The organism is Cupriavidus sp. P-10 (assembly GCF_003402535.2).
Classification (GTDB): domain Bacteria; phylum Pseudomonadota; class Gammaproteobacteria; order Burkholderiales; family Burkholderiaceae; genus Cupriavidus.
Genome location: NZ_AP025170.1, coordinates 2776928 through 2798706 on the forward strand (window position 1 = coordinate 2776928; position 21779 = coordinate 2798706).

Sequence of the window (21779 nt, forward strand, 5' to 3'; positions counted from 1 at the left end):
CTTCCAATGCATCTTCAAGGCGGACTTCTCATGGGAGGAACTCTCTCTAGCTTTCCGACGAACGCAGCGATGTTCATCAAACCGACCCGACTCGTTTTGAGCGCGTGGACCGGACATGTGCCATTTGGCGCATGGTTAGTGGCTGAAACCAAGCCGCGTATCTTTGTTGAACTGGGATCGCATACTGGAATGTCGTATGCCGCACTCTGCCAAACCGTGGCTGCTGAGCATCTCGACACTAAATGTTATGCCGTCGATACCTGGCAAGGTGATGAACACGCCGGATATTATGGTGACGATGTGTTTTTCGATCTCGCCAAGTTCAACGAAGACAACTTTGCAAATTTCTCCCGCCTAATGCGAATGACATTCGATGAGGCAGCAGAATATTTTGCAGAGGGCACGGTCGATCTTTTGCATATTGACGGCCTGCACACCTACGACGCTGTACGCCATGATTTTGAGACCTGGCTGCCAAAGCTTTCGGATCGCGCCATAGTGATTTTCCACGACACCAACGTCCGCGAACGTGGATTTGGCGTGTGGCAGTATTGGAGCGAACTCACCAAACAGTACCCGGGTGTCGAGTTCGACCATTCGGCAGGATTGGGAGTGCTGCTGGTGGGAAAAAATCAGAGTCCCGCGGTGACCCGGCTGCTTGAGATCGCCAAGGAACCGAAGTTACTGCAATATACGAAGGAAATGTTCGCCAGTCTGGGCGATTCCGTTCTGCGGCGATGGGAACTCGATCGTGCAAGACGTGAGCAGTTCCAGGAAGTTCAGAGACTGCGGGAGCAGGTGGCGACGCTTTCGGTCGAGTTGCGCGAAAAAATCGGACTGAACGAAGAATTACAGCGCGAGGTGGTCATTTCCAAGGCGTTGCAGGAAGTCGCTACCATGACCGAGACGATCAAGACCCTGTCACAGGACATCAAGACCCTGTCACAGGACAATGAGGCGCTACGCGGCAAACTGAGGCAGTCCGAAGAGGTGGCAAATCAGTTGAAAAATTCCGTGTCCTATCGCATGACATGGCCACTGCGTCTGGTGCGAGGGCTATTCCGTCATTAAGAAATGCATGAAATAAAAAGGCTCCTGGTGAGCCTTTTTTTATGGCCGCCCACGCCAACGTCGTGAAATCATTCGGCGGCTGAAGCGAACGAAGCGCCACGCATTCCGCGTTGCCAGCAAATGCAGGATCGTTACGGCCAGGAAGATCAGGAACAACACCTGCTCCGAAATTCCCAGCTTCCACCCCAGCACGCCTACAAGCCCCATCAGCGCATTGCTGACGAGAATGATCCACACGATCGCATCCGGGCTTAGTTTCAAGCGCAGCAGAATATGGTGAAGATGCGTTCGATCGGCGGCGAGCGGATTCTTGCCTTTCATCATGCGGCGTAGCACGACCGCCAGCAAATCGATCAGCACAAAGCCCAAAACCCACAGCATGACCACCGGCGGCACATGGCGGCCTGAATTGTAGGGCGCCTGGGATAATTCAACGGCAAACCAGACGATCCCGAAACCCAGCACCAGGCTTCCGGCGTCACCGAGAAACACACGCATTTTCCCGCGCAACGGCGTGCTCATATTGAAGACCAGGAAGCCCAGAAGCGCGCCACAGAAAATCACGGAGATTCGTTGTGCCGCGCCATTTCCCAACTCGCCGCTGAGATAGGCAAACCAGGCGAACATGGAGAACGCGAGTCCGCCGCACAGGCCATCGAGCCCGTCGCTCATATTCATCGCATTCACGACGGAGACCGCAGCAAACAGCGTTAGCGGAATTCCCCAGTTCGCCAGTTCGATTTCGCGACGGCCGAACAGGTCGCCGAGCGACGTCAGATAGACCCCGCCCCAAGACGTCATCAGGATCGCGGCAAAGATCTGCACCGCCAGCTTGGCAACCGGCGGTACGCCGCGCGAATCGTCTAGCACGCCAATCAGCATCATCACAGTCACCCCCCCGAGCAAGGCCACGTAGTAGCCTTGGGCGCGCATGAACAGCATGGCCCCCGCCAACACAGCGATCGTGACGGCAATGCCGCCGACCAGAGGCACTTCGCCTACATGCCGTTTGCGCGCATCGGGACGGTCGACCAGGCCGCCAGCGCGTGCCAGTGGGCGCAGCAGGAAGATAAAAGAGGCACTAATGACGAATGCCGCTAATGGAACCCAAAAGAAATCGAACATGCCAGCCCATCAGTGAATATTGTTGTTATGGCCCTTGATGCGAAACCGCCAATAGGCGACCGAGCTCAATAGTCGACAAAGGCTCCGAATATGCCACATACGGTAGCGCCAGTTTCGATGGCTCGTACGCTGCGCATCGTGCACGACAATTCCATTCTGGACCCAACTGACAGCGCGCCCGGCCAGATGCACCCGAAGGCAGATATCGACATCTTCACAATAGAGGCGATAACGCTCGTCAAAGCCGGAGACCGCGTGGAACGTGGCCCGGTCGAAGACCAGGCACATTCCCGCAAGCCAATCGACCTGCTGCTCGGACGGCTCGGTGGCATAGTCCGCTTCGAATTGACGGTGCCACCAGCGACTGCACAGCCGCAGCGGCGTGGGAACGCGCCGGGCGCTATCCTCGACGCGCCCCGCGGGAGACACGACGCGCGGGCCCGCCACGCCCGCCTTCTGCGCGACGCTGGCCAGCAACGGCGTCAGGCTTTCTGGAGTCAGGCGAACGTCAGGATTCATGACGCAGAAGAACTCCGTCGTGCACAACCTGAACGCGGAGTTGTGATTTTCGCCGAATCCACGCGGCACGGCATTCTCGATCCAGTCGAGCACAAAGCCGGTCTGCGATTCGATCTGCGTCCGTGGCTCCGGCAAATTCTGCGTCACGACAACATGCATCGGCAGCACGGCAGCCGCATCGCGCAACTGCCGCAACAACGGGTCAAGCAACCTGCCCTGGCCGTGACTGACGATAGACACGGTAAGGCGAGGCGATGTGGAGCTTGGCTGCGGGAAATGCATTGCGCTCCTCACAGGCGAACGAGGTCACGCAGGACGCCGCCATAGCCGTCCGCGAATCGATGATAGCCGTGCATGCGGAACTCGCGCAGTATCCCCGCGACGCGGCCGGGCAGTCCGTGCGGGAAGGCAATGCGACGATCGAAGTGGCTCACAGCCTCGTCCAGCAGGGACAGTTTGCATGGCTCAACGCCGACACAGCCGGCAAGCCGCTCGCGGAGCGCGCCAATGCGGCGGCGCTTATAGCGAAGATGCTCGTCGTGGGGTGTCTTCCTGACCCGCCGACCGTAATGGACCAGCCGCGCGAACAGATTGGTCGGTACGCCGATGGCGTTGGTCCCGTGCTGCCGGTACTGCGTCAGCCGATCCGGCAACATCGCGACCGTCTTCGAGGCAGCCGCGCACGCTGCCAGCCACTCGTCATGAATCCAGTCTTCGGGAATCGGCAGTGCAAGCGCGAGCAGTTCGCGCCGGAATGCGGCCGTCGTGCCGGTTACCAGATTTCGGCGACAGTAGACTTCGAAAAAGCGTGCTTCCGCGATCAGGTCCTGTTCCAGCTTTGATATGCAGAGCGCCTCGAACAAGCTCTTACCCAAGTCTCGCCCCTGCTCGTCGATCAGATCCGCATCGGTATGGACCAGCAGCACGTCCGGCAGCGCCTCCATCCGGCAGGCGATCACTTCGATCTTGCTCGCGCTCCAGACATCGTCCTGATCGGCCAGGAAGATCACATCGGTCCGGAGCTGCTCGATGGCTTGCTGGAAATTGCGTCGCACACCCAGACGGGGTTCGTTGCGCAGCACCAGCACCTCGATCGACGTCGATGCACGCACCTCGCGTGCCCATTGCTCGATGACTTCCCAGCTACCGTCATCCGAGGCGTCGTCGCTAATGACAACCTGCAGCGGCTGGCGGCTCTGGTTGACCAGCGACTCCAGCTGCACACGCAAGAAGGCACCGCCATTGCATGTGCACATGGCGATACCGCAAGTGAGAGGTGCTACGACCGTCGCCGTATCAACTGGAGAATGCATAGATCCATGAATGCGCCGCGGCGCTCCTGCGTCGATACCCTTGTGGGCATCAACCGTTATTTGAGTACCGTTGGGAGTCGCCCACCTTTCATGGCCACATAAGCGGCAAGGGTCGCGATGTTTACCACCACCTGGGCCCACGCCACCCGCTCGACCATTTTCCCGGAGCGGGCCGCCTGCACGGCTACCAGACCCAGCAGCACCGCCGCAAATGGTTGCCAGCCATGCAGCAGCGGCACCGCGTGGTTCGAAAAGACCAGGCTCAGCAACAAGCTCGCGGCGCCAAGGTAGACCACAACCACCTTGAAGTCGAGCATTCCAGCCGCGCCCGGCTGCGCATACGGCGCCCCGCCGGAGCCGCCGAAACGGTACGCGTTCAAAAGTCCAATCAGAAAAAGCAGCAGGCCCATCGCACCGGCGAGATTCAACTGCGACGCCGCGAAGATCGTGTCGTAAGGCGCCCCATATGCGAGCAGATGCTCGGGCACGACGGTGTGCACGATGTTCACGATACGCGCGAGCAGGAACTGATACGTCGACATGCCATTAGACGAGAAATTCTGATCGACCAGGTCAGAGTCGATGCCGATCACGAGCTTTGCCCAGATAAACCAGGGTGCCACGCAAACGGCAAAACCGATACTGAGCGCCGCCGCCTGCTTCAGCTTCTCACCAAGACCGCGACTGCACAGCAACAGTCCCAGGACACCCACCCCCACATAGCCGATCGCATAGGGATGGGACCAATAGGCAAGGCCAAGCAACACGCCTGTCAGCAGGCTCTTGCGATATGACACCTGGGCAACTACCGCGAGCAGCACGAAGAACCCGGCCAGCGCCTTGGGCCAGGTGAAGATCGTCTGGAACAGGAAGTACGGGCTCGTGATGAATAGCAGCGAGAACAGCAAACTCTGGCGCGTATTCGGATTGACCATGCGGGTCAGGATCAAGCCCGCACCCAGCAGCAAGCACGCGTTCAGGAAAATGCCGACGCCCAAGAAAATCGAGAGCGGCTTGACGTCGCGAGCGAGCACGCGGAAGTCCGGCCACTGGGTGTCGACATATTCGTAGCGTGGCAGGTCATGGAGCGGCGTCACCGCTGCCAATGCCACGCGGATCGGCAGCCCCACCAGGCTGACCAGGATGGGTCGGTTCGTGACATGCTGGCCAGGCAGGATCGGGCTGTTTCGCTCGAACGAGATATCGCGTGCCAGATACTCCTGTGCCACGTAAGGCACCACGTTATCGGCTGGCAGGTTGCCCGTCAGATACTGGATCTGCACGGGCTGGACGGACTCTTTATTGACGTAGGCCCCATCCGCCAGCTTGGCCGGCAACGGATAGCGGCCGCTCGACAACGCGATCGCGAAGACCGCCAGCGCGAACGCGGCGGCATGGAACAGGACATCTTGCGTGCCGCCGCGCGGAAAGAACACGCGCATGCCATCGCGGCGCAGCATGGCCAAGCCGGTCAGTATAGGCGCGAGCAGGCCGACCCACGCCACTGTCCGCCGCACGGGCAGCGGCACCAAAGCCAGCAGAAGCCCCAGCAATGCCAGATAGACAACCGATACTGCGATCGCGATCGCCGAGCGCTCGAGCAGGCTTGCCTCCCTCTCCTGCTGCCGCGCTATGGCCTGACTGACCAGCGGCAGCGCACCCAGAAAGCAGAATGCAATCATCGCACCCAGCCCCCCCAACCCGTACTTCAATTCCCCAAGATCAATCATTCGGCCTTTTCTTCTTCGTCTTATTGCAGCGATGCGAGCATGGACCGCGCCCGTGCTTCGTAGGTATGGTCACGTAGCGCCCGGTCCTGTGCTGCCTGGGCAATACTGCGGCGCCGCTCCGGCTCCCCTGCCATCGACTCGACCAACTCCGCCAGTTCGGCGGGCGAGTCGAAGATCAGCATCTCGCTGCCGACGTCGAAGTGATCCAGCAGTTCCGGCCCCTCAAAATAGGTGCACTGCACCGCGCCCGCCATCGCCGCCTCGAAGGTCCGTGGACCGGGCGTACTGGCATCGAGCGAATAGCGGCTGTTGGCAAGGTTATAACGTCGTCCGATATTCAGCGTCACCCGTGACGAGGCGTATAGATCCGGAAGCGCCTCGTTATGGACCCGTTCATTGCGACAGAACGGCAATGCGGTGTCCCACTCCGCGCCGAGGATTTCGACCTTGAAATTGCCGAGCAGCGGCACGCAATCCGCCACCAGTTGACGCCGGTTCGGAAAGCCCACGCCACAGAAGAACACGTCGCGCGCGATATCCTGGCCGACCGGCCGGAAATGAGCGTCGCGGTCGGCGGCCAAAGGCAAGTGACCGACGCGGGGATGATCGAAGTGCTGCGCCGCCCAACGGTCGTTTGAAAAGATCATGTCCGCATAGCGATAGATCTTGTAGTTGAAATCGAACTCGTAGGGGTCGTCATGCAGCCAGAACACCAGCGATGCACCGCTCCGGGCGCAATAGGTCCGCAGACCGGTGTAATCGCAGCTGTCGGGCATGCAGGAGCCGAACACCACGATCAGATCTGGCCGGAAACGCTTGGCACTCTCGACGGCCGAGTCCAGCGACGTCGCGATGACATGACCGGGCTGCAGCACGCCTTCGAATCCACGTGCGACGTAGTTACGTAATACCGCGTTGTGATTGACTCGGTCGGGCGAAGCGCTGCAGACCAGGACCTTGATATCGTTGTTCATATGCGCCTTGCCACATAGCGCACGCATGCGCGTGCCGTCGATGTCGCGCCATACACCCTGTAATGCCGCACTGCGCGCCCAACTAATCCGACGATCCGGCGACGCAGCGTCGGACGACTGACCACGGCGCCCGCGCTCGGCGTCACCGCCCAGACCGGCGAGCCCAATGGGCGTTGCAACTGGGCGCGGCGCAGGGTCCCGACTTCCTTGACCTGCGAGCTCGCGCGTCGATGGAAGACGAGCGGCTGATAGACGTCCGCCAAGCCGTCGAAGTGTTCGCGCGGATGGGAAATCGGCGCAGTGGCAATGCCCGCCCGCAGTCGTTCGAGCAGGCCAGGCATCTCCGCCAGCCGATGCAGCGCCTGTACGAGCTGCCCCTCCGAATTCGGCGCGATCTTGATGCCGTTGATGTTGTCGAAGACACGCTCGCCCAGCGCGCCGATATCGGTGACGATCGGCACGAGGCCGAGGTCCCAGGCCTCGGACAAGGTCAGGCAATAGGTCTCCGGCCAGATCGACAGATGCAGCGAGACATCGCAGTCGCGGATAGCCGCCGGGATCTCACCGGGGTTGTAACCACCGTGTACGTGCACGAACGGATACTCGCTCTTGTTGGCAAGCCAGCTATATTGCCCTTCCACGCGGCCAAAGATATGGAACTCGACATTGGAATTGGCCAGCAAGGGAATGACGCGCGCGATGATGTCGCCGCCCTTGTGTGGCGTGAAGTTGCCGAGCACCGCGACCTTCAGCACCTGTCCGGGCTGGCGCGTCGCCTCAACGACGCGCGACACCGGCTCGATCGGCACGGGCAGCACTACTGTTTTCGGATGCGCCGCCACTGACGGAAAAATACGCGAGGCAAGATCCAGCGCCCCTTGCGTATTGAAGACCAGCGCATCGCAGAGCGCGAGCACACCATCCCAATAAGCGCGCCGTGCCGCCTGGCCGCCTGGCAGTATATGGTGGCCATTCCAGAGGCAAACATCGCACTGCGACAGTGATATCTCGTCCGGATGGCAGTACGTACCGCGGAACGACAGCAGCGTGAAATTGTGGCAGATCGTGAAGTAGTCGTGGAACGTTAGGGCCGTCGCCACGCCGAGCGCGCTTGCCACTTCGATCAGGCTCGGCACATGACCGAGCAGATGATGGAAATGAACGGCGCTGATGTTGTACTCGGACAGCAGCGAGGCAAACGCTTCCTCGCGTTCAGGGCAGCTCAGTACCCACGGCGAATAGATCTCAGTAAAACTGAACTTGCGCAGCACCTCGCCCTCGGCGTTCAGCAGCACTGTGTTGCGCGTATCGCCCTGCCGTTCCGGCACATAGAAGAAAACGTCGTACTGCGCTCCCAGCGACTTGCGCACCAATTCGAGATAGACCTCGACACCACCGAAATGCCCATTTCGAACGACATTGTGCGCAACCAGCAATAGCCGTGGTCGCTTGGCGGTCGTGACCGAGGTGGGCTGCGCCTCGACTACGGCAGAACCGAGATGCCGCTCCAGTTCGTCGAGCACATAGGCCACACGGTGCTCGTAGCAATGCTGTTCCAGCGCCTTTTTCTGGGCGAGGAAAGCGATCTCGTTGCGCCAGTCGATATCGGCACGGAGTGCGGCGACCTGCTGGACGAGCTGGGGTGCATCCTCGAAGTAGAGAAACTCTTCGCCGGGCACGAAATAGTTTTCGGCTTCCGTCAACTTCGATTGCACGAGCTGCACCGTGCCCGACAGCGCGGCCTCGAACAGCCGCGGCGGCGGCGTTTCCGCGAAATCGCGGTTGCCCGATGCGGAGAACACGCGCGGCAACACCAGCGTCGCCAGGCTCATATTGGCAAACCGCGCGAAGTCAACCGGCGACGTGCGCCAATTCAATTGGCTCGGCGGCAGGTTGAGGTCGATCGGCGGCAGATGCTCATTGGTGGGCAAAGCGATCTTGGCGCGGATGGCATGCTCGCCCCAATCGGCGTTGAGAAATTCCTTCAGCAGGGCAACCCGGTTCGGCCAAGCCGTGCCGGCGAAGAACAGGTCGTAGCGCAGCTTCGACGGGGCGGCAGCGAGCGGAAGCAGATGAAAGGGCTTGGCACCCGCCAACGGCAGATGCCGCCCCTTTTCGCCGTAGGACTTTACGCTAGCCGAATCGTTGGTGAAGACGAGATCGAACAGGCCGGCATTGCGGACGTTGACCTCCAGTTCGTATGGATCCTCCGTCACCCACAGCACCGAGCGTCCACAGACCGCGGCAACGCGCGCACAAACGGCGGGATTAAGTTCTTCGCCATCGAAGGCAAAGAACAGATTGCAGCGTTGGCGGATCGCCTCGTTCACCGCATTGTCGATTCCGGCCTTGACGACGCACTCGACCGTCCCGGTTGCCTGCAGGGCACGCTGGATGGCGAGGCAGATATAGTGGTTGGGGTTGCTGCTCTTCGTATCCAGCAGCAGGACACGATAGCGGCTGCCTGCCGGCGACATCACGTCGCCCACATCACCGGTCGCGATGGGAATTGGCGTGCTGGCTAGCATTTGCCTCCTAGATTGAGTGAGCGCAGGCATCCGGCCGTTGCTTGGCTGGGCCGGACGCCGGAACGAGCGTCACTTCGCGCATCGGTAAACCCACCAATCCGCCAATGTCACCGATGCCCTGCGTCTTGATCCCCATGGCATCGTGAATCCAATGCAGTTGGACGTGGTCCTGTTGCGTACCGTCGGCAACCGCGATCGAAATGGTGTAGTCCCCATCCGCGAGGGCCGGGAACACGAAACGGAACGACGCGCGGAACCGTGTGCCAGCAGCACAAGCCATGCCTGCCGAAGCGGCAAACGTATTGGAACCGAATAACGTCTGGCCCAGGCGATCGCGTACAAAGAACCCGACGATCGGGGACTCGATGACATCATCCGCCGCCACCTCGATCTCGAACTGCACTTCGTTGTGGTGATCGACGCTAGCCAGGCGCGTGCCCGCCGCATCCCGGAATTGCGCGGCGACGATACGGGCACCACCGGCGCCAAAGTGTGCCGCGTCAGCGCGGAACGGCAAGAAGCAAACCGTTCCCAGCCCCGCGAGTTCAGACGCTTCCGCAGTAGTCTGCTTATCTGACAGGCTCGCGAGGTTACGCTCGACGTCGACGGCCTGCGCTTGCGCTTCCCGTTCGCTCCCCTGATTCGCCTCGATCATTTCGCCAAGATAGCGGTCGCATACCGCCTTGGCAGGCCCGCTGGCGATCATCCGGCCATTCTGCAACCAGACTGCGCGCGTGCACAGTGCCTTGACGGCCGCGGTGTCGTGGCTGACGAACAGCACCGTTCCCGTGCGCATGAACTCCCGCAGGAAGCGCATGCACTTCTGCGTGAAGAAGGCGTCGCCCACGGCCAACGCTTCGTCGACCACGAGAATATCGGCATCCACGTGCGCGATGACTGCGAACGCAAGTCGCACGAACATGCCACTCGAATATGACTTGACCGGCTGGTCGATGAAGTCGCCGATATCGGCGAAGGCAACGATTTTCTCGAAGCGCTCATCGACCTGCACCCGCGTCAGGCCGAGCAACTGGCCGTTCAGATAGACGTTTTCGCGACCGGTGTACTCGGGGTTAAAGCCGGAACCGAGTTCCAGCAGAGCGGCAACGCGACCACGCGTGGCGACCTCCCCCTGAGTCGGGTTCAGCGTGCCGCAGATGATCTGCAGCAGCGTGCTCTTCCCCGAGCCATTGCGCCCGATGATGCCGACGGTCTCGCCACGATCTACGTGAAAGGAGATGTCGTCCAATGCATGAAAGTCACGTGCGCGTGCGGCAGCCGCACAGCGCAAGCGCTGCTTCGGGGCGGCGCTTGGGATCATACGCGCCGCCAGCGAAAAGAGCCCCTGGACGAGCCTGTCCTTCGGCCTGTCGTAGATACGAAAGACCTTGGAGACGCCCTTGACCGAGATAGCGTGATCAGAGGACATCGGCAAAACCTCGGCGGATTCGCTGGAAGCAGAAGAAGCCGGACCAGCAGAACAATGCGGCGATGCCCATATAGGCACCCCAATGGGCCCAATTGAGTGACTCGCCCCAGAACAGCACATTGCGCGCCTGCTCGATCGGGAACGTCAGCGGATTTAATTGCGCCACCTTCTGCCAGCGCGGCGACAGCGCATGCAGCGGGAAAAAGATCGGCGAAAGGAACATGAGCGCCGTGATCAGGATGTTAATGGTCTGGGCAATATCGCGCAGATAGACACCGAGCGCCGCCAGCCACCAAGTGGCGCCGAGCACGAACAGCAGGTAGGGAAACACGAGCACCGGCAACTGTAACGCAGTGGGCGGCACCAAGCCTTTTACAAACAATTCGAATGTCAGCAACACCGTTACGCTAACACACGCATGAAACAATGCCGAGCCAAGAATCGTCACCGGCAGGATTTCCAGGGGGAAGACCACCCGCTTGACGTAGTTGGCATTCCCTATGATCAGGGACGGCGCCCGGCTGATGCATTCCGCGAAAATATTGAACAGGATCAGCCCGGCGAACAGCAGAATAGCGAATTCCCCCCGCGTCGCGCTGCTATCGCCCCAGCGGGCCTTGAAGATCTCGCTGAAGACGAAGGTATAAACTGCCAGCATCAGCAGCGGCGTCACCAAAGACCAGGCGACTCCCATCACGGAGCCACGATAGCGCCCAACTGCCTCGCGCTTGGTCAGATCGAGAATCAGGGAGCGGTTGGCGATCAGCGATCGTAAGATTTCTTGTGGAGAGCCGCGATATGCCTGCATCGTTAATACCCAATGTGTGAAGTAAAACGCCTGAACATCAAGCGAATACTTCAGCAAGCGCCAGCGACTTACCTTCCTTGTCTTTCTGCGACACCAGCGGTTCGCCTTCGACGGGCCACGCGATGTTCAACGTCGAATCGTTCCACACGATGCTGCGCTCGTGTTCCGGGAACCAGTAATCCGTCGTCTTGTACAGAAATTCGGCCGACTCGGAGGTCACCACGAAGGCGTGTCCAAAGCCTTCTGGCACCCACAGTTGTCGCTTGTTCTCCGCAGACAGCGTCACGCCGACCCACTGACCGAACGTCGGCGAAGACTTGCGCAGGTCGACGGCGACATCGAACACTTCGCCGGATACCACGCGTACCAGCTTCCCCTGCGGGTGCTGGATCTGGTAATGGATGCCGCGCAACACTCCCTTCGCGGAACGCGAATGGTTGTCCTGCACGAAGGTGCGCTCAACGCCCGTCGCTTCCGCGAACTGCTTGGCATTGAAGCTTTCGAAGAAGAAGCCGCGCGCATCGCCGAACACCTTCGGCTCCAGGATCAGGACTTCGGGAATCGCGGTGCGGATGACGTTCAGGCTCATTTGATGGCTTCCGTGATGATCTGCTGCAGGTACTTTCCGTAGGCGTTTTTGCACAGCGGCGCTGCCAGTTCCTCGACGTGCTCGGCGGTGATCCAATGGCTGCGGAAGGCAATTTCCTCAGGACACGCGACCATCAGCCCCTGCCGGTTCTGTAGTGTGGCAATGAAGCTGGCGGCTTCGAGCAGTGAATCGTGCGTGCCCGTGTCCAGCCAGGCGTAGCCGCGGCCCATGATCTCGACGTCGAGCTGTCCCTTTTGCAGGTACTGCTTGTTGACGTCGGTGATCTCGAGCTCACCGCGTGCCGACGGCTTGATGTCGGCGGCGATATCGCAGACCTGGTTGTCGTAGAAGTAGAGGCCCGTCACCGCGTAGTTCGAACGAGGCTTGAGCGGCTTCTCCTCAAGCGACAACGCGCGGAAGTTCTCGTCGAACTCGACCACGCCGTAACGCTCCGGATCGTGGACGTGATAGGCGAACACGGTGGCGCCGTCATTTACGCTGGCAGCACGCGTCAGCTGGCTGACGAGGTCGTGACCGTGAAAGATGTTGTCGCCCAGGATCAACGTGGACGGATCGTTGCCGATGAAGTCGCGGCCGATGATGAACGCCTGGGCCAGGCCGTCCGGTGACGGCTGCACCGCATACTGCAGATTCAGACCCCACTTGCTGCCATCACCCAGCATGTCGCTAAAGCGAGGCGTGTCTTCCGGCGTCGAGATAATCAGGATGTCGCGAATCCCCGCCAGCATTAGCGTGGAAAGCGGATAGTAGATCATCGGCTTGTCGTAGACCGGCAGCAGTTGCTTCGATACCGATCGCGTGATCGGGTACAGGCGGGTACCGGATCCGCCAGCGAGAATAATGCCCTTGCGCATGATGACTGTCAGGTAAGGATCTGGTCGAGCAGGTGATGCACACCGTCTCGCCAATCCGGGAGATGGATACCGAAGGTGTCGCGCAGCTTCGATGTGTCGAGCCGCGAATTGGACGGCCTGGGCGCCGGCAGCGGGTAGGCGGTGGCCGGGATCGCTTCGATCGCGGCCGGGTCGACCTTCAATTCGATGCCCAGCGCTGCGGCATAGACCAGCACTTCAGTGGCATAGCCGTGCCAACTGGTTTCACCAGCGGCGGCGAGGTGGTAGATGCCGAACGGAAAGGCGTCGCGATCGGTGGTGAGCCAGCGACGGGCGACGATCTGGGCGGTGACGTCAGCGATCAGGGATGCGCAGGTTGGGGCGCCAACCTGGTCGACAATCACGCGCAGCGCGTCGCGCTCGCGACCCAGGCGCAGCATGGTCTTGGCGAAATTACCGCCATGCTGGCCGGCGACCCAGCAGGTGCGGAGCACCAGCGCATTCGCGCCGCTGGCGAGCACAGCCTGTTCGCCAGCGAGCTTGCTCTTGCCATAGACGGATTGCGGATTGACGGCATCGTTTTCGACGTAGGCGCCGTCCTTGGTGCCGTCGAAGACATAGTCGGTCGAATAGTGGACCAGCAGGCTGCCGAGCGCCCTTGCCTCCTCTGCAAGGATGCCGGGTGCGGTGCCATTGATGGCAAAAGCCAGATCCGCTTCGGTCTCAGCCTTATCGACTGCCGTGTAAGCCGCGGGGTTAACAATCACGTCGGGCCGGAAGTCACGCATTACACGACGGAGTTCGTCCGGATGCGACAAGTCGCAGCCAGTACGATCCATTGCAACCACATTTCCCAGCGGTGCAAGGCTCCGGCGCAGTTCGAACCCGACTTGCCCGTTGCTGCCCGTTACGAGAATGGTCGGAACCGCCCGCTTACGCTGCATATTGCTTCGCCACCCAATGCCGGTAATCGCCGGACATCACGTCCTGCACCCACGCCTGGTTATCCAGATACCACTGCACCGTCTTGCGCATCCCGGACTCAAATGTCTCAGCCGGCTTCCACCCCAACTCACGCTCCAGCTTGCGAGCATCGATGGCATAGCGACGGTCATGTCCCGGACGATCTTTCACGAACGTGATCTGGTCGCGGTAGGAACCGGTGGCCTTGGGACGCAGTTCGTCGAGCAGGTCGCACAGGGTGTGCACCACGTCGAGATTGGTCTTTTCGTTCCAGCCGCCGACGTTGTAGGTTTCACCCAGCTGGCCTCGTGCCAGCACTTCACGGATGGCGGAGCAGTGGTCCCGCACGTACAGCCAGTCGCGCACGTTTTGCCCGTCGCCATAGATCGGCAGCGGCTTGCCGCCGAGCGCATTGGCGATGATCAACGGGATCAGCTTTTCCGGGAAGTGGTATGGGCCGTAGTTGTTCGAACAGTTCGTCGTCAGGACCGGCAGGCCATACGTGTGGTGGTACGCGCGTACCAGATGATCCGAGGCTGCCTTGGATGCCGAGTATGGGCTATTGGGCGCGTACGGCGTAGTCTCCGAGAACTGGGGATCGGCCTCACTCAGCGAGCCGAACACCTCATCAGTGGAGACATGGAGGAAGCGGAAGTCAGACTTGGCCTGCCCTTCCAGAGTGCCCCAATAAGCGCGAGCCGCTTCCAGCAGCGTGAAGGTACCAACGATATTCGTCTGGATGAACTCGCCCGGACCATGGATGGACCGGTCTACATGGCTTTCCGCCGCGAAGTGCACCACAGCACGCGGCTTGTACGTAGCAAAGAGTTTGTCCAGTGCCTCCCGGTCACAAATGTCCGTTTGCGAGAACACGTGCCTCGGATCGTCCTCGACCGACGCCAGCGTCTTCCGATTGCCTGCATAAGTGAGCTTGTCGACGTTGATGACCCCATCCGCCGATTTGTCGCCCAGCCATGCCAGAACGAAATTGGCGCCAATGAAACCAGCGCCCCCAGTGACCAAAATATGGGACAAAACTTGCTCCTTGCCTCGATATGTTTCGACGACCCGACAAAAGCCGAGCGCCCACCTTGTCCTCTTCCAGGACGGCGGGGCGTTAAGTGCCTGCAGAAGTGGCGGTATTCTATCCGACGGAATGGTCTAACTTACTGCCCCACCCCCGCTTTTTGTTGCCTCATGTAACCGAGCCACGGTATATCGGTCACAAAACTACAAATGGAAGCGAAATAGTTGCTCAGATTCTCAATGACAAAGACCAACGTAACCGTTACGCCACATTTCGCCGTCGGCGACCTCCAAGGCTGCGCGCCGTCCCTCTCTACCTTGCTCCCCAGGCTCGGTGAGCAGCCTACCCTCCGCTTCGTCGGCGACATCGTCAACCGCGGCCCCGCCTCCCTCCACACCCTTCGCACCATCCATGCCATGGCTCCCCGCGCCGAAACTGTCCTCGGCAACCATGACATCCACCTCCTTGCCGTCGCCGCCGGCGTCCGCAAGAAAGGCAAGTCCGATACCCTGGACGACATCCTCGCCGCGTCCGATTGTGAGGACTTGCTCACCTGGCTCCGCCACCGCCCGCTAGCGATGCTGGAAGACTGCTTCCTGCTAGTCCACGCCGGCGTGCTTCCTCAGTGGACCGCAGAGCAGGTCATCGACCTCGCCCAGGAAGTCGAAGAGCAACTCCAGGGCCCCAACTGGCAAGGCTTCCTCGCCGACATCTTCGGCAATGCCGCCAATCGCTGGCACGACGGCCTGCGGGGCATCGAACGGCATCGCGTGGTGGTCAATGCACTTACCCGACTGCGCTATTGCACCGTCGATGGCGTGATGGACTTCAAGACCAAGGAAGGGCTCGGCAAAGCGCCGGACGGCTTTATGCCGTGGTTCGATGTGCCGGGACGGCGCACCGGGGATGTGACCGTGGTGTGCGGACACTGGTCGACGCTGGGCCTGGTGATGCGGCCGGACCTGATGGCGTTGGATACCGGTTGCGTCTGGGGCGGCAAGCTGACGGCTGCGCGCATGGCGGCGCATCCGGCCGAGCGGACCGTGGTCCAGGTCGATTGCCCGCAATATTGTGACCCGTTGGCCTGAGGCGCAATCCCGCGTTGGCGGGGAGGACAATCGCGCTAGCTGATGGCAGCGGAGGCAGCTTCGGGCCTGGCGGCAGGCTCGGCCGGCTGATTCAGCCGGTCGACCGTTGCCACTGCCTCGTTGCTGGCACCCCGGGCGAGATGCCCGACCACCTCGCGGGCGGCGTCTGCCAGTTCGCGGCGGCCGGCGGAGGCCGGTGCCAGTGCAGGGCCGATGACGAGCCGGGCCTTGATGCCCGGGGCGCGCAGGACGGCGTTCAGCGACTGCAGCAGCGTGGTGTCGTCGATGTAGGCGGCCGCCAGCGTCGGTTGCCCGGTGGCGGCGTCCAGGTAGTTCAGTCCGACCGGCTGCACCGGCAGGCCGCCGGAAATCGGGGCCTGCATCAGGTTGGCGTGAAACGGCAGTACCCTGGTGCCGTCGGTGGTGGTGCCCTCGGGAAACACGCCGACCAGGTCGCCCTGCAGCATGACGTCGGTGATGTCGTGCAGGACCCGGTGGGCGTCGCGCTTGCGCGCCCGTTCGATGAAGATCGTGCCGGTCTTGTCGCACAGCCAGCCGATCAGCGGCCAGGCGCGGATCTCTGACTTGGCAACGAACCGCACTGGCTGCCAGCTATGGATCACATAGATATCCAGCCACGAGATATGGTTGGACACCACCAGCGCGCCCTGGCGCGCGGCACCGTGTGGAGCCTCGCCGCGGATGTCGACGACCTCGATCTCCACGCCGCAGATGCGCAGCAGCCGCCGCGACCAGCGCCGGATGTGCCAGGCGCGCGACCGCGCGCCCAGCCACGGGAACAGCACCGCGCAGGTCAGCAGCCCGCGCAGCAGGTGCAGAACCAGCGCCGTCTTGCGCAGCCAGATCATGCGCTGGCGTGGTTGCCGTTACCGTTGCCGCCGCCGTTGCCATAAACGATCTGGCCGCCGACCAGCGTCATCCGCACCTTGCCTTCCATCTCGTAGCCGAGCCACGGCGTGTTCTTGCCCTGGCTCTTGATCGAGCGGCGATCGACCTTCCACACCTGTTTGGGGTCGAACACGCAGACATCGGCGGCGGCACCGGCGGCCAGCGTGCCGGCCTTCAGGCCACTTACGCGTGCGGGCTCGGAGGTGATGCGGGCCAGTGCCTGGGCCAGCGGGACCTTGTGCTCGGCGGCCCAGCGCAGGGTCAGCGGCAGCAGCAGTTCCAGGCCGGTGGCGCCGGGGGTGGCTTCGGCGAAGGGCAGCAGCTTCTCGTCGTCGTCCACCGGGGTGTGGTCGGAGCACAGCGCGTCGATGGTGCCGTCGGCCAGCGCGGCGACGATGGCGTCGCGGTCGCGGGTGCTGCGCAGCGGCGGCGAGAATCGCATCTGGGAGTTGAAGTAGCCGATATCCATGTCGGTCAGCGAGACGTGGTGGATATTGACGTCGCAGCTGACCGGCAGGCCTTCGCGCTTGGCCTGGCGCACCAGTTCCAGCCCGGCGGCGGAGGACAGGCGGCACAGGTGCACGCGGGCGCCGGTGGTGCGCATCAGTTCGAAGATGGTGTGCAGGCGCACGGTCTCGGCGATCACGGATACGCCGGACAGGCCGAGGCGCGATGCAACCGCGCCGCTGGCGGCCACGCCGCCGCCCAGGAACGGGTCTTCCGGGCGCAGCCAGACCGTGAAGCCGAAGGTCTGCGCGTACTGCAGCGCGCGCAGCAGCACCTGGGTGTTGCGCACCGGCTGCTCGGCCTGGCTGAAGCCAACGCAGCCGGCTTCAGTCAGCTGGTTCATTTCGGTCAGCACTTCGCCTTTCAGCCCCAGTGTCAGCGCGCCCAGCGGGTAGACGTGGGTCTGGTTCAGCGTGCGGGCGCGGAACTTGAGCATCTCGACCAGGCCCGGCTCGTCCAGCACGGGGTCGGTGTCGGGCGGGCAGATCAGGCTGGTGACGCCTCCGGCAGCGGCGGCGGCGACTTCGGATTCGAGGGTGGCCTTGTATTCGTAGCCGGGCTCGCGCAGGCGCGCGGACAGGTCGACCAGGCCGGGGCACACGATCAGGCCCTTGGCGTCGACGACCTTGTTGGCGGTGAAGTCCGCCGGGGCGCTGCCGACGCCGACGATCTTGCCGGCGGCGAGGTAGAGGTCCTGCACGGCATCGGTGTTGCTGGCCGGGTCGATCAGGCGGCCGCCCTGGATGTGAATCTTCATAGCGTGGCTTGTCGTATCGGTCGTGTCGCTTGGCGTGTTCGGTAGGTCTTGGCTATGCCGCATCGTTGTCAGTCGTTGTTCCCGGCCACGATGCCCATCACCGCCATGCGCACGGCAATGCCAAAGGTCACCTGGTTCAGGATCACGGACTGCGGGCCGTCGGCCACGGCGGAGTCGATCTCCACGCCGCGGTTCATCGGGCCCGGGTGCATCACGATGGCGTCGGGCCTGGCCAGTGCCAGGCGCTCTGGCGTCAGGCCGTAGGCCTTGAAGTATTCCTGCGCCGACGGCAGCAGCGCGCCGCTCATGCGCTCGTTCTGCAGCCGCAGCATGATGACCACGTCGACGCCCTTGAGGCCCTCTTCCATGTTGTGGAAGACGCGCACGCCCATCTGCTCCAGGCCAGACGGCAGCAGCGTGCGCGGGCCGATGGCGCGCACTTCGGGCACGCCCAGCGTGGTCAGCGCGTGGATGTCGGAGCGAGCCACGCGCGAGTGCAGGATGTCGCCGACGATGGCCACCGTCAGCTTGGTGAAGTCCTTCTTGAAGTGCCGGATCGTGTACATATCCAGCAGGCCCTGCGTCGGGTGCGCATGGCGGCCGTCGCCGGCGTTGATCACGTGCACGTGCGGCGCGACGTGCTCGGCGATCAGGTAAGGCGCACCCGAGCTGGCATGGCGCACCACGAACATGTCGGCGGACATGGCCGACAGGTTGTTGATGGTGTCGAGCAGCGACTCGCCCTTGCTGGTCGACGAGGCGTTGATGTTCAGGTTGAGCACGTCCGCCGACAGCCGCTTGGCCGCGATCTCGAAGGTGGTGCGGGTGCGGGTGGAGTTCTCGAAGAACAGGTTGAACACGCTCTTGCCGCGCAGCAGCGGCACCTTCTTGACATCGCGGTCTGAGTCGGACAGCGATACGAACTGGCTGGCGGTGTCGAGGATGTGCGTGATCATGTCACGCGACAACCCCTCGATCGACAGCAAATGCTTCAGTTCGCCATTCTTGGTGAGCTGCGGGTTGCGGAACGTCTTGGTCATGGCAGGTCGGGCGCGGGCAAAAAACGGGGTGGTCTGGTCTCGTGGCAGGCGCCAGGCGCGCGCTACAGCGTAATGCGGCGCCTGGCTGACAACGCCGGCTCAGCTGGCGGCGGTATCGGTAGGTTCGGTGGCGAAGGCGAAGCGCGCGTCGGCGCCCTCGCCCTGGCGCGACAGCACCAGCGTCGTGCCGCGCGGCAGTTCGATGTCCGCGGCCACGAGGTCAGCGGCAATCGGCAGCTGGCGCCCGCCGCGGTCGGCCAGCACGCCCAGCGCCACGCGCGCCGGACGGCCGTAGTCGAACAATTCGTTGACGGCGGCGCGGATGGTGCGGCCGGTGGCCAGCACGTCGTCGATCAGCAGGATGTTGCGGTCTTCCACGGCGAACGGCAGCGTGGTCGACTGGGCCTGGCTGTGCAGGCCTTTCTTGGCGTAGTCGTCGCGATGGAAGGCAACGTTGATCACGCCATGCTCGGGCAGATTCAGGTCCTTGGCCAGGCGCGCGGCGATCCACGCGCCGCCGGAATGGATGCCTGCCACCGACCAGCGTTCACGCTCGGCGTCGGGGATCAGGGCGCGGGCCTGGTCCAGCAGCTTGCGGTACAGCGACTCGGCGTCGGGTGCGGAAATCTGCGTCATAGCGGGAATTGGTCGAAATACTGTTGCAGGATGATGCGCGCGGCTTCGGCGTCGAGTTCGCCGCGGCGCGCGCCGGCCATCGAGGCGGCGCGCGAGGAATAGCGCTCGTCCACCCATTCCACCGGCAAGTTGAAGCGCCCGTTGAGCTGGTTGCCGAAGCGCCGCGCCAGCCGCATCATCGGCTGCTCGCCGCCTTCCGGGTTGACCGGCATGCCGACGATCAGCTGCACCGGGTTCCACGCCTGGATCAGTTCGCCGACGGCCTCGAAGCGACCTTCAACGGTGATATTGGGAAGGATGGTCAGCGCACGCGCCTCGCGCGTGATGAAGTTACCCAGCGCGACGCCGATCTTTTTCTCGCCGTAGTCGAATGCCAGGACCGTGCCGTCGCGGGGCAGTTCGCGCCCCACGGCGTCAGGCATGCCCGGCCTCGCCCGACAGCATGTTGACGTCGACGCCAAGCAGGCCGATGGCTGCGGCAAAGCGCCCTTCCGGTGGCACGCTGAAGATGATCTCGGGATCGGCCAGGACGGTCAGCCAGCCGTTGCGGCTGAGTTCTTCTTCCAGTTGGCCGGCACCCCAGCCGGAATAGCCCAGCGTCAGCAGGAAGCGATGCGGGCCGCTGCCATTGGCCACGGCTTCCAGCACGTCCTTGGAGGTGGTCATTTCCAGCCCGCCCGGCACCGCCAGCGACGAGACATAGACGCCGACCGGGTCGTGCAGCACGAAGCCGCGCTCGGTCTGCACCGGGCCGCCGAAATAGACGGGCTGGTGCGCCACCGGCTGGATTTCAAGCTTGAGGTCGATCTTGTCGAACAGCGTGGCCATGTCGATGTCGATGGGCCGGTTGATCACCAGCCCGAGCGCGCCACGCTCGTTGTGTTCGCAGATATAGACGACGGAACCCGAAAAGGTCGGATCGGCCATGCCAGGCATGGCAATCAGGAACTGATTGGTCAGATTGATGGGTGCTTCGGGCTTCGCCATGCCTTGCATTTTATCAAATCGCCGGGGGTCTTCCGGAAAAGATTGGCGGGCGTTGCAGTGCAGCAATGGGCGCCCGCGCGGGCCGCTTGCCGGGAGTTACGGACCGATGATACGGCCTTCCTTCATGCCTTGCGGGTCAGCGCCGCGAGTTCGTCCGCCGTGAGCCAGCGCCATTCCCCTTCCGCCAGCTCCGGCTCCAGCTGCAGGCTGCCGATGGCGCTGCGGTGCAGGGCGTTCACGTGGTTGCCAGCCGCGACGACCATGCGCTTCACCTGATGGTACTTTCCCTGCAGCAAGGTCAGCCGGAGGCTGTGTTCACCAGTGATCTCACAGGCTTCTGCCGCGATCGGCGCCGGTTCGTCCAGCAGTTGTACCCCGCTGACAAGCGCTTGCACCTGTTCCGGCGTGACCGGCTCCGCAGTCGTCACTTCATAGACCTTGGGCACCTTGCGCTTGGGCGAGGTCTGGGCGTGGATGAACTGGCCGTCGTCGGTCAGCAGCAGCAGGCCGGTGGTGTCATGGTCGAGCCGGCCCACGGCCTGGACTTCGCGCTGGCGCAGCGGCACCGGCAGCAGGTTGTAGACGCTGGGATGGTGGCGCGGGCGCTGCGAGCACTCATAGCCAGCGGGCTTGTTCAGGATCAGGTAGGCCTTGGTGCAGGCGATCCATTCTTCGCCGTCGACCGTCAGGCGCAGGCCGTCCACCTCGAACTGGGTGCGCGGATCGTCGCAAGGCTCGCCGTTGACTTCGACCAGCCCGGCGGCGACCAGGTCGCCGCAGTAGCGGCGGGTGCCGAAGCCCTGGGATTGAAGAATGCGGTCGAGTGTCATGTGCTTCGTTGCTGTAATCGTTGGTTGGGTGGCGGGTCGTGCCGAACCGTTATGTTAGGGTATTGGCGCGACGCACCCCCGCGACAGCCGTTTTC

At 62.4% G+C, this 21779-nt stretch carries 21 protein-coding genes; 2 read left to right on the forward strand and 19 right to left on the reverse strand.

Annotation, left to right across the window (positions count from 1 at the left end):
• Positions 1-69 precede the first annotated feature (69 nt).
• A complete protein-coding gene (locus tag CTP10_RS12800; protein WP_158577636.1) occupies positions 70-1071 on the forward strand; it encodes a class I SAM-dependent methyltransferase in 1002 nt (333 codons plus the stop codon).
• A 39-nt stretch (positions 1072-1110) separates the two neighbouring features.
• Here CTP10_RS12800 and CTP10_RS12805 read toward each other — a convergent pair whose 3' ends face one another.
• Genes CTP10_RS12805 through rfbB form a run of 12 tightly spaced genes read right to left on the reverse strand, consistent with a single transcriptional unit; the run spans position 1111 to position 14938 of the window.
• Positions 1111-2196, reverse strand: a complete 1086-nt coding sequence (locus CTP10_RS12805) for an MraY family glycosyltransferase (protein WP_116317912.1) — start codon at positions 2194-2196, stop codon at positions 1111-1113.
• A 9-nt stretch (positions 2197-2205) separates the two neighbouring features.
• Positions 2206-2997 carry a glycosyltransferase gene (locus CTP10_RS12810; protein ID WP_116317913.1) on the reverse strand — a complete coding sequence of 264 codons (792 nt, stop codon included), beginning with the start codon at positions 2995-2997 and terminating at the stop codon, positions 2206-2208.
• An 8-nt stretch (positions 2998-3005) separates the two neighbouring features.
• On the reverse strand, positions 3006-4028 hold the full coding sequence (locus CTP10_RS12815; RefSeq protein ID WP_271815238.1) for a glycosyltransferase family 2 protein: 1023 nt from the start codon (positions 4026-4028) through the stop codon (positions 3006-3008).
• Between the two features lie 56 nt (positions 4029-4084).
• Positions 4085-5758, reverse strand: a complete 1674-nt coding sequence (locus CTP10_RS12820; RefSeq protein WP_147316189.1) for a hypothetical protein — start codon at positions 5756-5758, stop codon at positions 4085-4087.
• 20 nt (positions 5759-5778) lie between these two features.
• Positions 5779-6732 (reverse strand): CgeB family protein, encoded by a 954-nt coding sequence (locus CTP10_RS12825; RefSeq protein ID WP_116317916.1) that lies wholly within the window; start codon positions 6730-6732, stop codon positions 5779-5781.
• The gene (locus CTP10_RS12830; protein WP_158577637.1) at positions 6729-9260 is read right to left on the reverse strand and encodes a glycosyltransferase family protein; all 2532 of its coding nucleotides are present in this window, start codon (positions 9258-9260) and stop codon (positions 6729-6731) included. Before CTP10_RS12830 ends, CTP10_RS12825 begins: the two co-directional genes overlap by 4 nt.
• Before the next feature lie 7 nt (positions 9261-9267).
• Positions 9268-10689, reverse strand: coding sequence for an ABC transporter ATP-binding protein (locus tag CTP10_RS12835; RefSeq protein WP_116317918.1), 1422 nt, complete (start codon positions 10687-10689; stop codon positions 9268-9270).
• Positions 10679-11497 (reverse strand): ABC transporter permease, encoded by an 819-nt coding sequence (locus CTP10_RS12840; protein ID WP_116317919.1) that lies wholly within the window; start codon positions 11495-11497, stop codon positions 10679-10681. The genes CTP10_RS12835 and CTP10_RS12840 overlap by 11 nt, the downstream gene beginning before the upstream one ends.
• Before the next feature lie 37 nt (positions 11498-11534).
• The gene (gene rfbC / locus CTP10_RS12845; RefSeq protein ID WP_116317920.1) at positions 11535-12086 is read right to left on the reverse strand and encodes a dTDP-4-dehydrorhamnose 3,5-epimerase; all 552 of its coding nucleotides are present in this window, start codon (positions 12084-12086) and stop codon (positions 11535-11537) included.
• Positions 12083-12961, reverse strand: a complete 879-nt coding sequence (gene rfbA, locus CTP10_RS12850) for a glucose-1-phosphate thymidylyltransferase RfbA (protein WP_116317921.1) — start codon at positions 12959-12961, stop codon at positions 12083-12085. The genes rfbC and rfbA overlap by 4 nt, the downstream gene beginning before the upstream one ends.
• 8 nt (positions 12962-12969) lie before the next feature.
• Positions 12970-13884 carry a dTDP-4-dehydrorhamnose reductase gene (gene rfbD, locus CTP10_RS12855; protein ID WP_116317922.1) on the reverse strand — a complete coding sequence of 305 codons (915 nt, stop codon included), beginning with the start codon at positions 13882-13884 and terminating at the stop codon, positions 12970-12972.
• Positions 13874-14938 carry a dTDP-glucose 4,6-dehydratase gene (gene rfbB, locus CTP10_RS12860; RefSeq protein WP_116317923.1) on the reverse strand — a complete coding sequence of 355 codons (1065 nt, stop codon included), beginning with the start codon at positions 14936-14938 and terminating at the stop codon, positions 13874-13876. Before rfbB ends, rfbD begins: the two co-directional genes overlap by 11 nt.
• A 231-nt stretch (positions 14939-15169) precedes the next feature.
• Here rfbB and CTP10_RS12865 point away from each other — a divergent pair, with 231 nt between their 5' ends.
• Positions 15170-16018: a symmetrical bis(5'-nucleosyl)-tetraphosphatase gene (locus CTP10_RS12865; protein WP_116317924.1), complete on the forward strand. Its 849-nt coding sequence runs from the start codon at positions 15170-15172 to the stop codon at positions 16016-16018.
• 35 nt (positions 16019-16053) lie between these two features.
• On the opposite strand, the gene CTP10_RS12870 is transcribed toward CTP10_RS12865, so the two are convergent.
• The 7 genes from CTP10_RS12870 to CTP10_RS12900 form a co-directional block, all read right to left on the reverse strand.
• The gene (locus CTP10_RS12870) at positions 16054-16887 is read right to left on the reverse strand and encodes a lysophospholipid acyltransferase family protein (protein ID WP_116317925.1); all 834 of its coding nucleotides are present in this window, start codon (positions 16885-16887) and stop codon (positions 16054-16056) included.
• Positions 16884-18191: a dihydroorotase gene (locus CTP10_RS12875; protein WP_116317926.1), complete on the reverse strand. Its 1308-nt coding sequence runs from the start codon at positions 18189-18191 to the stop codon at positions 16884-16886. The genes CTP10_RS12870 and CTP10_RS12875 overlap by 4 nt, the downstream gene beginning before the upstream one ends.
• 68 nt (positions 18192-18259) lie before the next feature.
• Complete coding sequence (locus CTP10_RS12880; RefSeq protein ID WP_116317927.1) at positions 18260-19231, reverse strand: aspartate carbamoyltransferase catalytic subunit; 972 nt, start codon at positions 19229-19231, stop codon at positions 18260-18262.
• 99 nt (positions 19232-19330) lie between these two features.
• Positions 19331-19867, reverse strand: a complete 537-nt coding sequence (gene pyrR / locus CTP10_RS12885) for a bifunctional pyr operon transcriptional regulator/uracil phosphoribosyltransferase PyrR (protein ID WP_116317928.1) — start codon at positions 19865-19867, stop codon at positions 19331-19333.
• A complete protein-coding gene (gene ruvX / locus CTP10_RS12890; protein ID WP_116317929.1) occupies positions 19864-20289 on the reverse strand; it encodes a Holliday junction resolvase RuvX in 426 nt (141 codons plus the stop codon). Before ruvX ends, pyrR begins: the two co-directional genes overlap by 4 nt.
• On the reverse strand, positions 20282-20854 hold the full coding sequence (locus CTP10_RS12895) for a YqgE/AlgH family protein (RefSeq protein ID WP_063240247.1): 573 nt from the start codon (positions 20852-20854) through the stop codon (positions 20282-20284). The genes ruvX and CTP10_RS12895 overlap by 8 nt, the downstream gene beginning before the upstream one ends.
• 122 nt (positions 20855-20976) lie before the next feature.
• Positions 20977-21684: a pseudouridine synthase gene (locus tag CTP10_RS12900; RefSeq protein WP_116317930.1), complete on the reverse strand. Its 708-nt coding sequence runs from the start codon at positions 21682-21684 to the stop codon at positions 20977-20979.
• Positions 21685-21779 lie beyond the last annotated feature (95 nt).

What these genes read in the sequence shown, in the direction of transcription:
- CTP10_RS12800 (WP_158577636.1), top strand. Translation starts at nt 70, where the DNA reads ATGTTCATCAAACCGACCCGACTCGTTTTGAGCGCGTGGACCGGACAT.
- CTP10_RS12805 (WP_116317912.1), bottom strand. Translation starts at nt 2,196, where the DNA reads ATGTTCGATTTCTTTTGGGTTCCATTAGCGGCATTCGTCATTAGTGCC.
- CTP10_RS12810 (WP_116317913.1), bottom strand. Translation starts at nt 2,997, where the DNA reads ATGCATTTCCCGCAGCCAAGCTCCACATCGCCTCGCCTTACCGTGTCT.
- CTP10_RS12815 (WP_271815238.1), bottom strand. Translation starts at nt 4,028, where the DNA reads ATGCATTCTCCAGTTGATACGGCGACGGTCGTAGCACCTCTCACTTGC.
- CTP10_RS12820 (WP_147316189.1), bottom strand. Translation starts at nt 5,758, where the DNA reads ATGATTGATCTTGGGGAATTGAAGTACGGGTTGGGGGGGCTGGGTGCG.
- CTP10_RS12825 (WP_116317916.1), bottom strand. Translation starts at nt 6,732, where the DNA reads ATGAACAACGATATCAAGGTCCTGGTCTGCAGCGCTTCGCCCGACCGA.
- CTP10_RS12830 (WP_158577637.1), bottom strand. Translation starts at nt 9,260, where the DNA reads ATGCTAGCCAGCACGCCAATTCCCATCGCGACCGGTGATGTGGGCGAC.
- CTP10_RS12835 (WP_116317918.1), bottom strand. Translation starts at nt 10,689, where the DNA reads ATGTCCTCTGATCACGCTATCTCGGTCAAGGGCGTCTCCAAGGTCTTT.
- CTP10_RS12840 (WP_116317919.1), bottom strand. Translation starts at nt 11,497, where the DNA reads ATGCAGGCATATCGCGGCTCTCCACAAGAAATCTTACGATCGCTGATC.
- rfbC (WP_116317920.1), bottom strand. Translation starts at nt 12,086, where the DNA reads ATGAGCCTGAACGTCATCCGCACCGCGATTCCCGAAGTCCTGATCCTG.
- rfbA (WP_116317921.1), bottom strand. Translation starts at nt 12,961, where the DNA reads ATGCGCAAGGGCATTATTCTCGCTGGCGGATCCGGTACCCGCCTGTAC.
- rfbD (WP_116317922.1), bottom strand. Translation starts at nt 13,884, where the DNA reads ATGCAGCGTAAGCGGGCGGTTCCGACCATTCTCGTAACGGGCAGCAAC.
- CTP10_RS12865 (WP_116317924.1), top strand. Translation starts at nt 15,170, where the DNA reads ATGACAAAGACCAACGTAACCGTTACGCCACATTTCGCCGTCGGCGAC.
- CTP10_RS12870 (WP_116317925.1), bottom strand. Translation starts at nt 16,887, where the DNA reads ATGATCTGGCTGCGCAAGACGGCGCTGGTTCTGCACCTGCTGCGCGGG.
- CTP10_RS12875 (WP_116317926.1), bottom strand. Translation starts at nt 18,191, where the DNA reads ATGAAGATTCACATCCAGGGCGGCCGCCTGATCGACCCGGCCAGCAAC.
- CTP10_RS12880 (WP_116317927.1), bottom strand. Translation starts at nt 19,231, where the DNA reads ATGACCAAGACGTTCCGCAACCCGCAGCTCACCAAGAATGGCGAACTG.
- pyrR (WP_116317928.1), bottom strand. Translation starts at nt 19,867, where the DNA reads ATGACGCAGATTTCCGCACCCGACGCCGAGTCGCTGTACCGCAAGCTG.
- ruvX (WP_116317929.1), bottom strand. Translation starts at nt 20,289, where the DNA reads ATGCCTGACGCCGTGGGGCGCGAACTGCCCCGCGACGGCACGGTCCTG.
- CTP10_RS12895 (WP_063240247.1), bottom strand. Translation starts at nt 20,854, where the DNA reads ATGGCGAAGCCCGAAGCACCCATCAATCTGACCAATCAGTTCCTGATT.
- CTP10_RS12900 (WP_116317930.1), bottom strand. Translation starts at nt 21,684, where the DNA reads ATGACACTCGACCGCATTCTTCAATCCCAGGGCTTCGGCACCCGCCGC.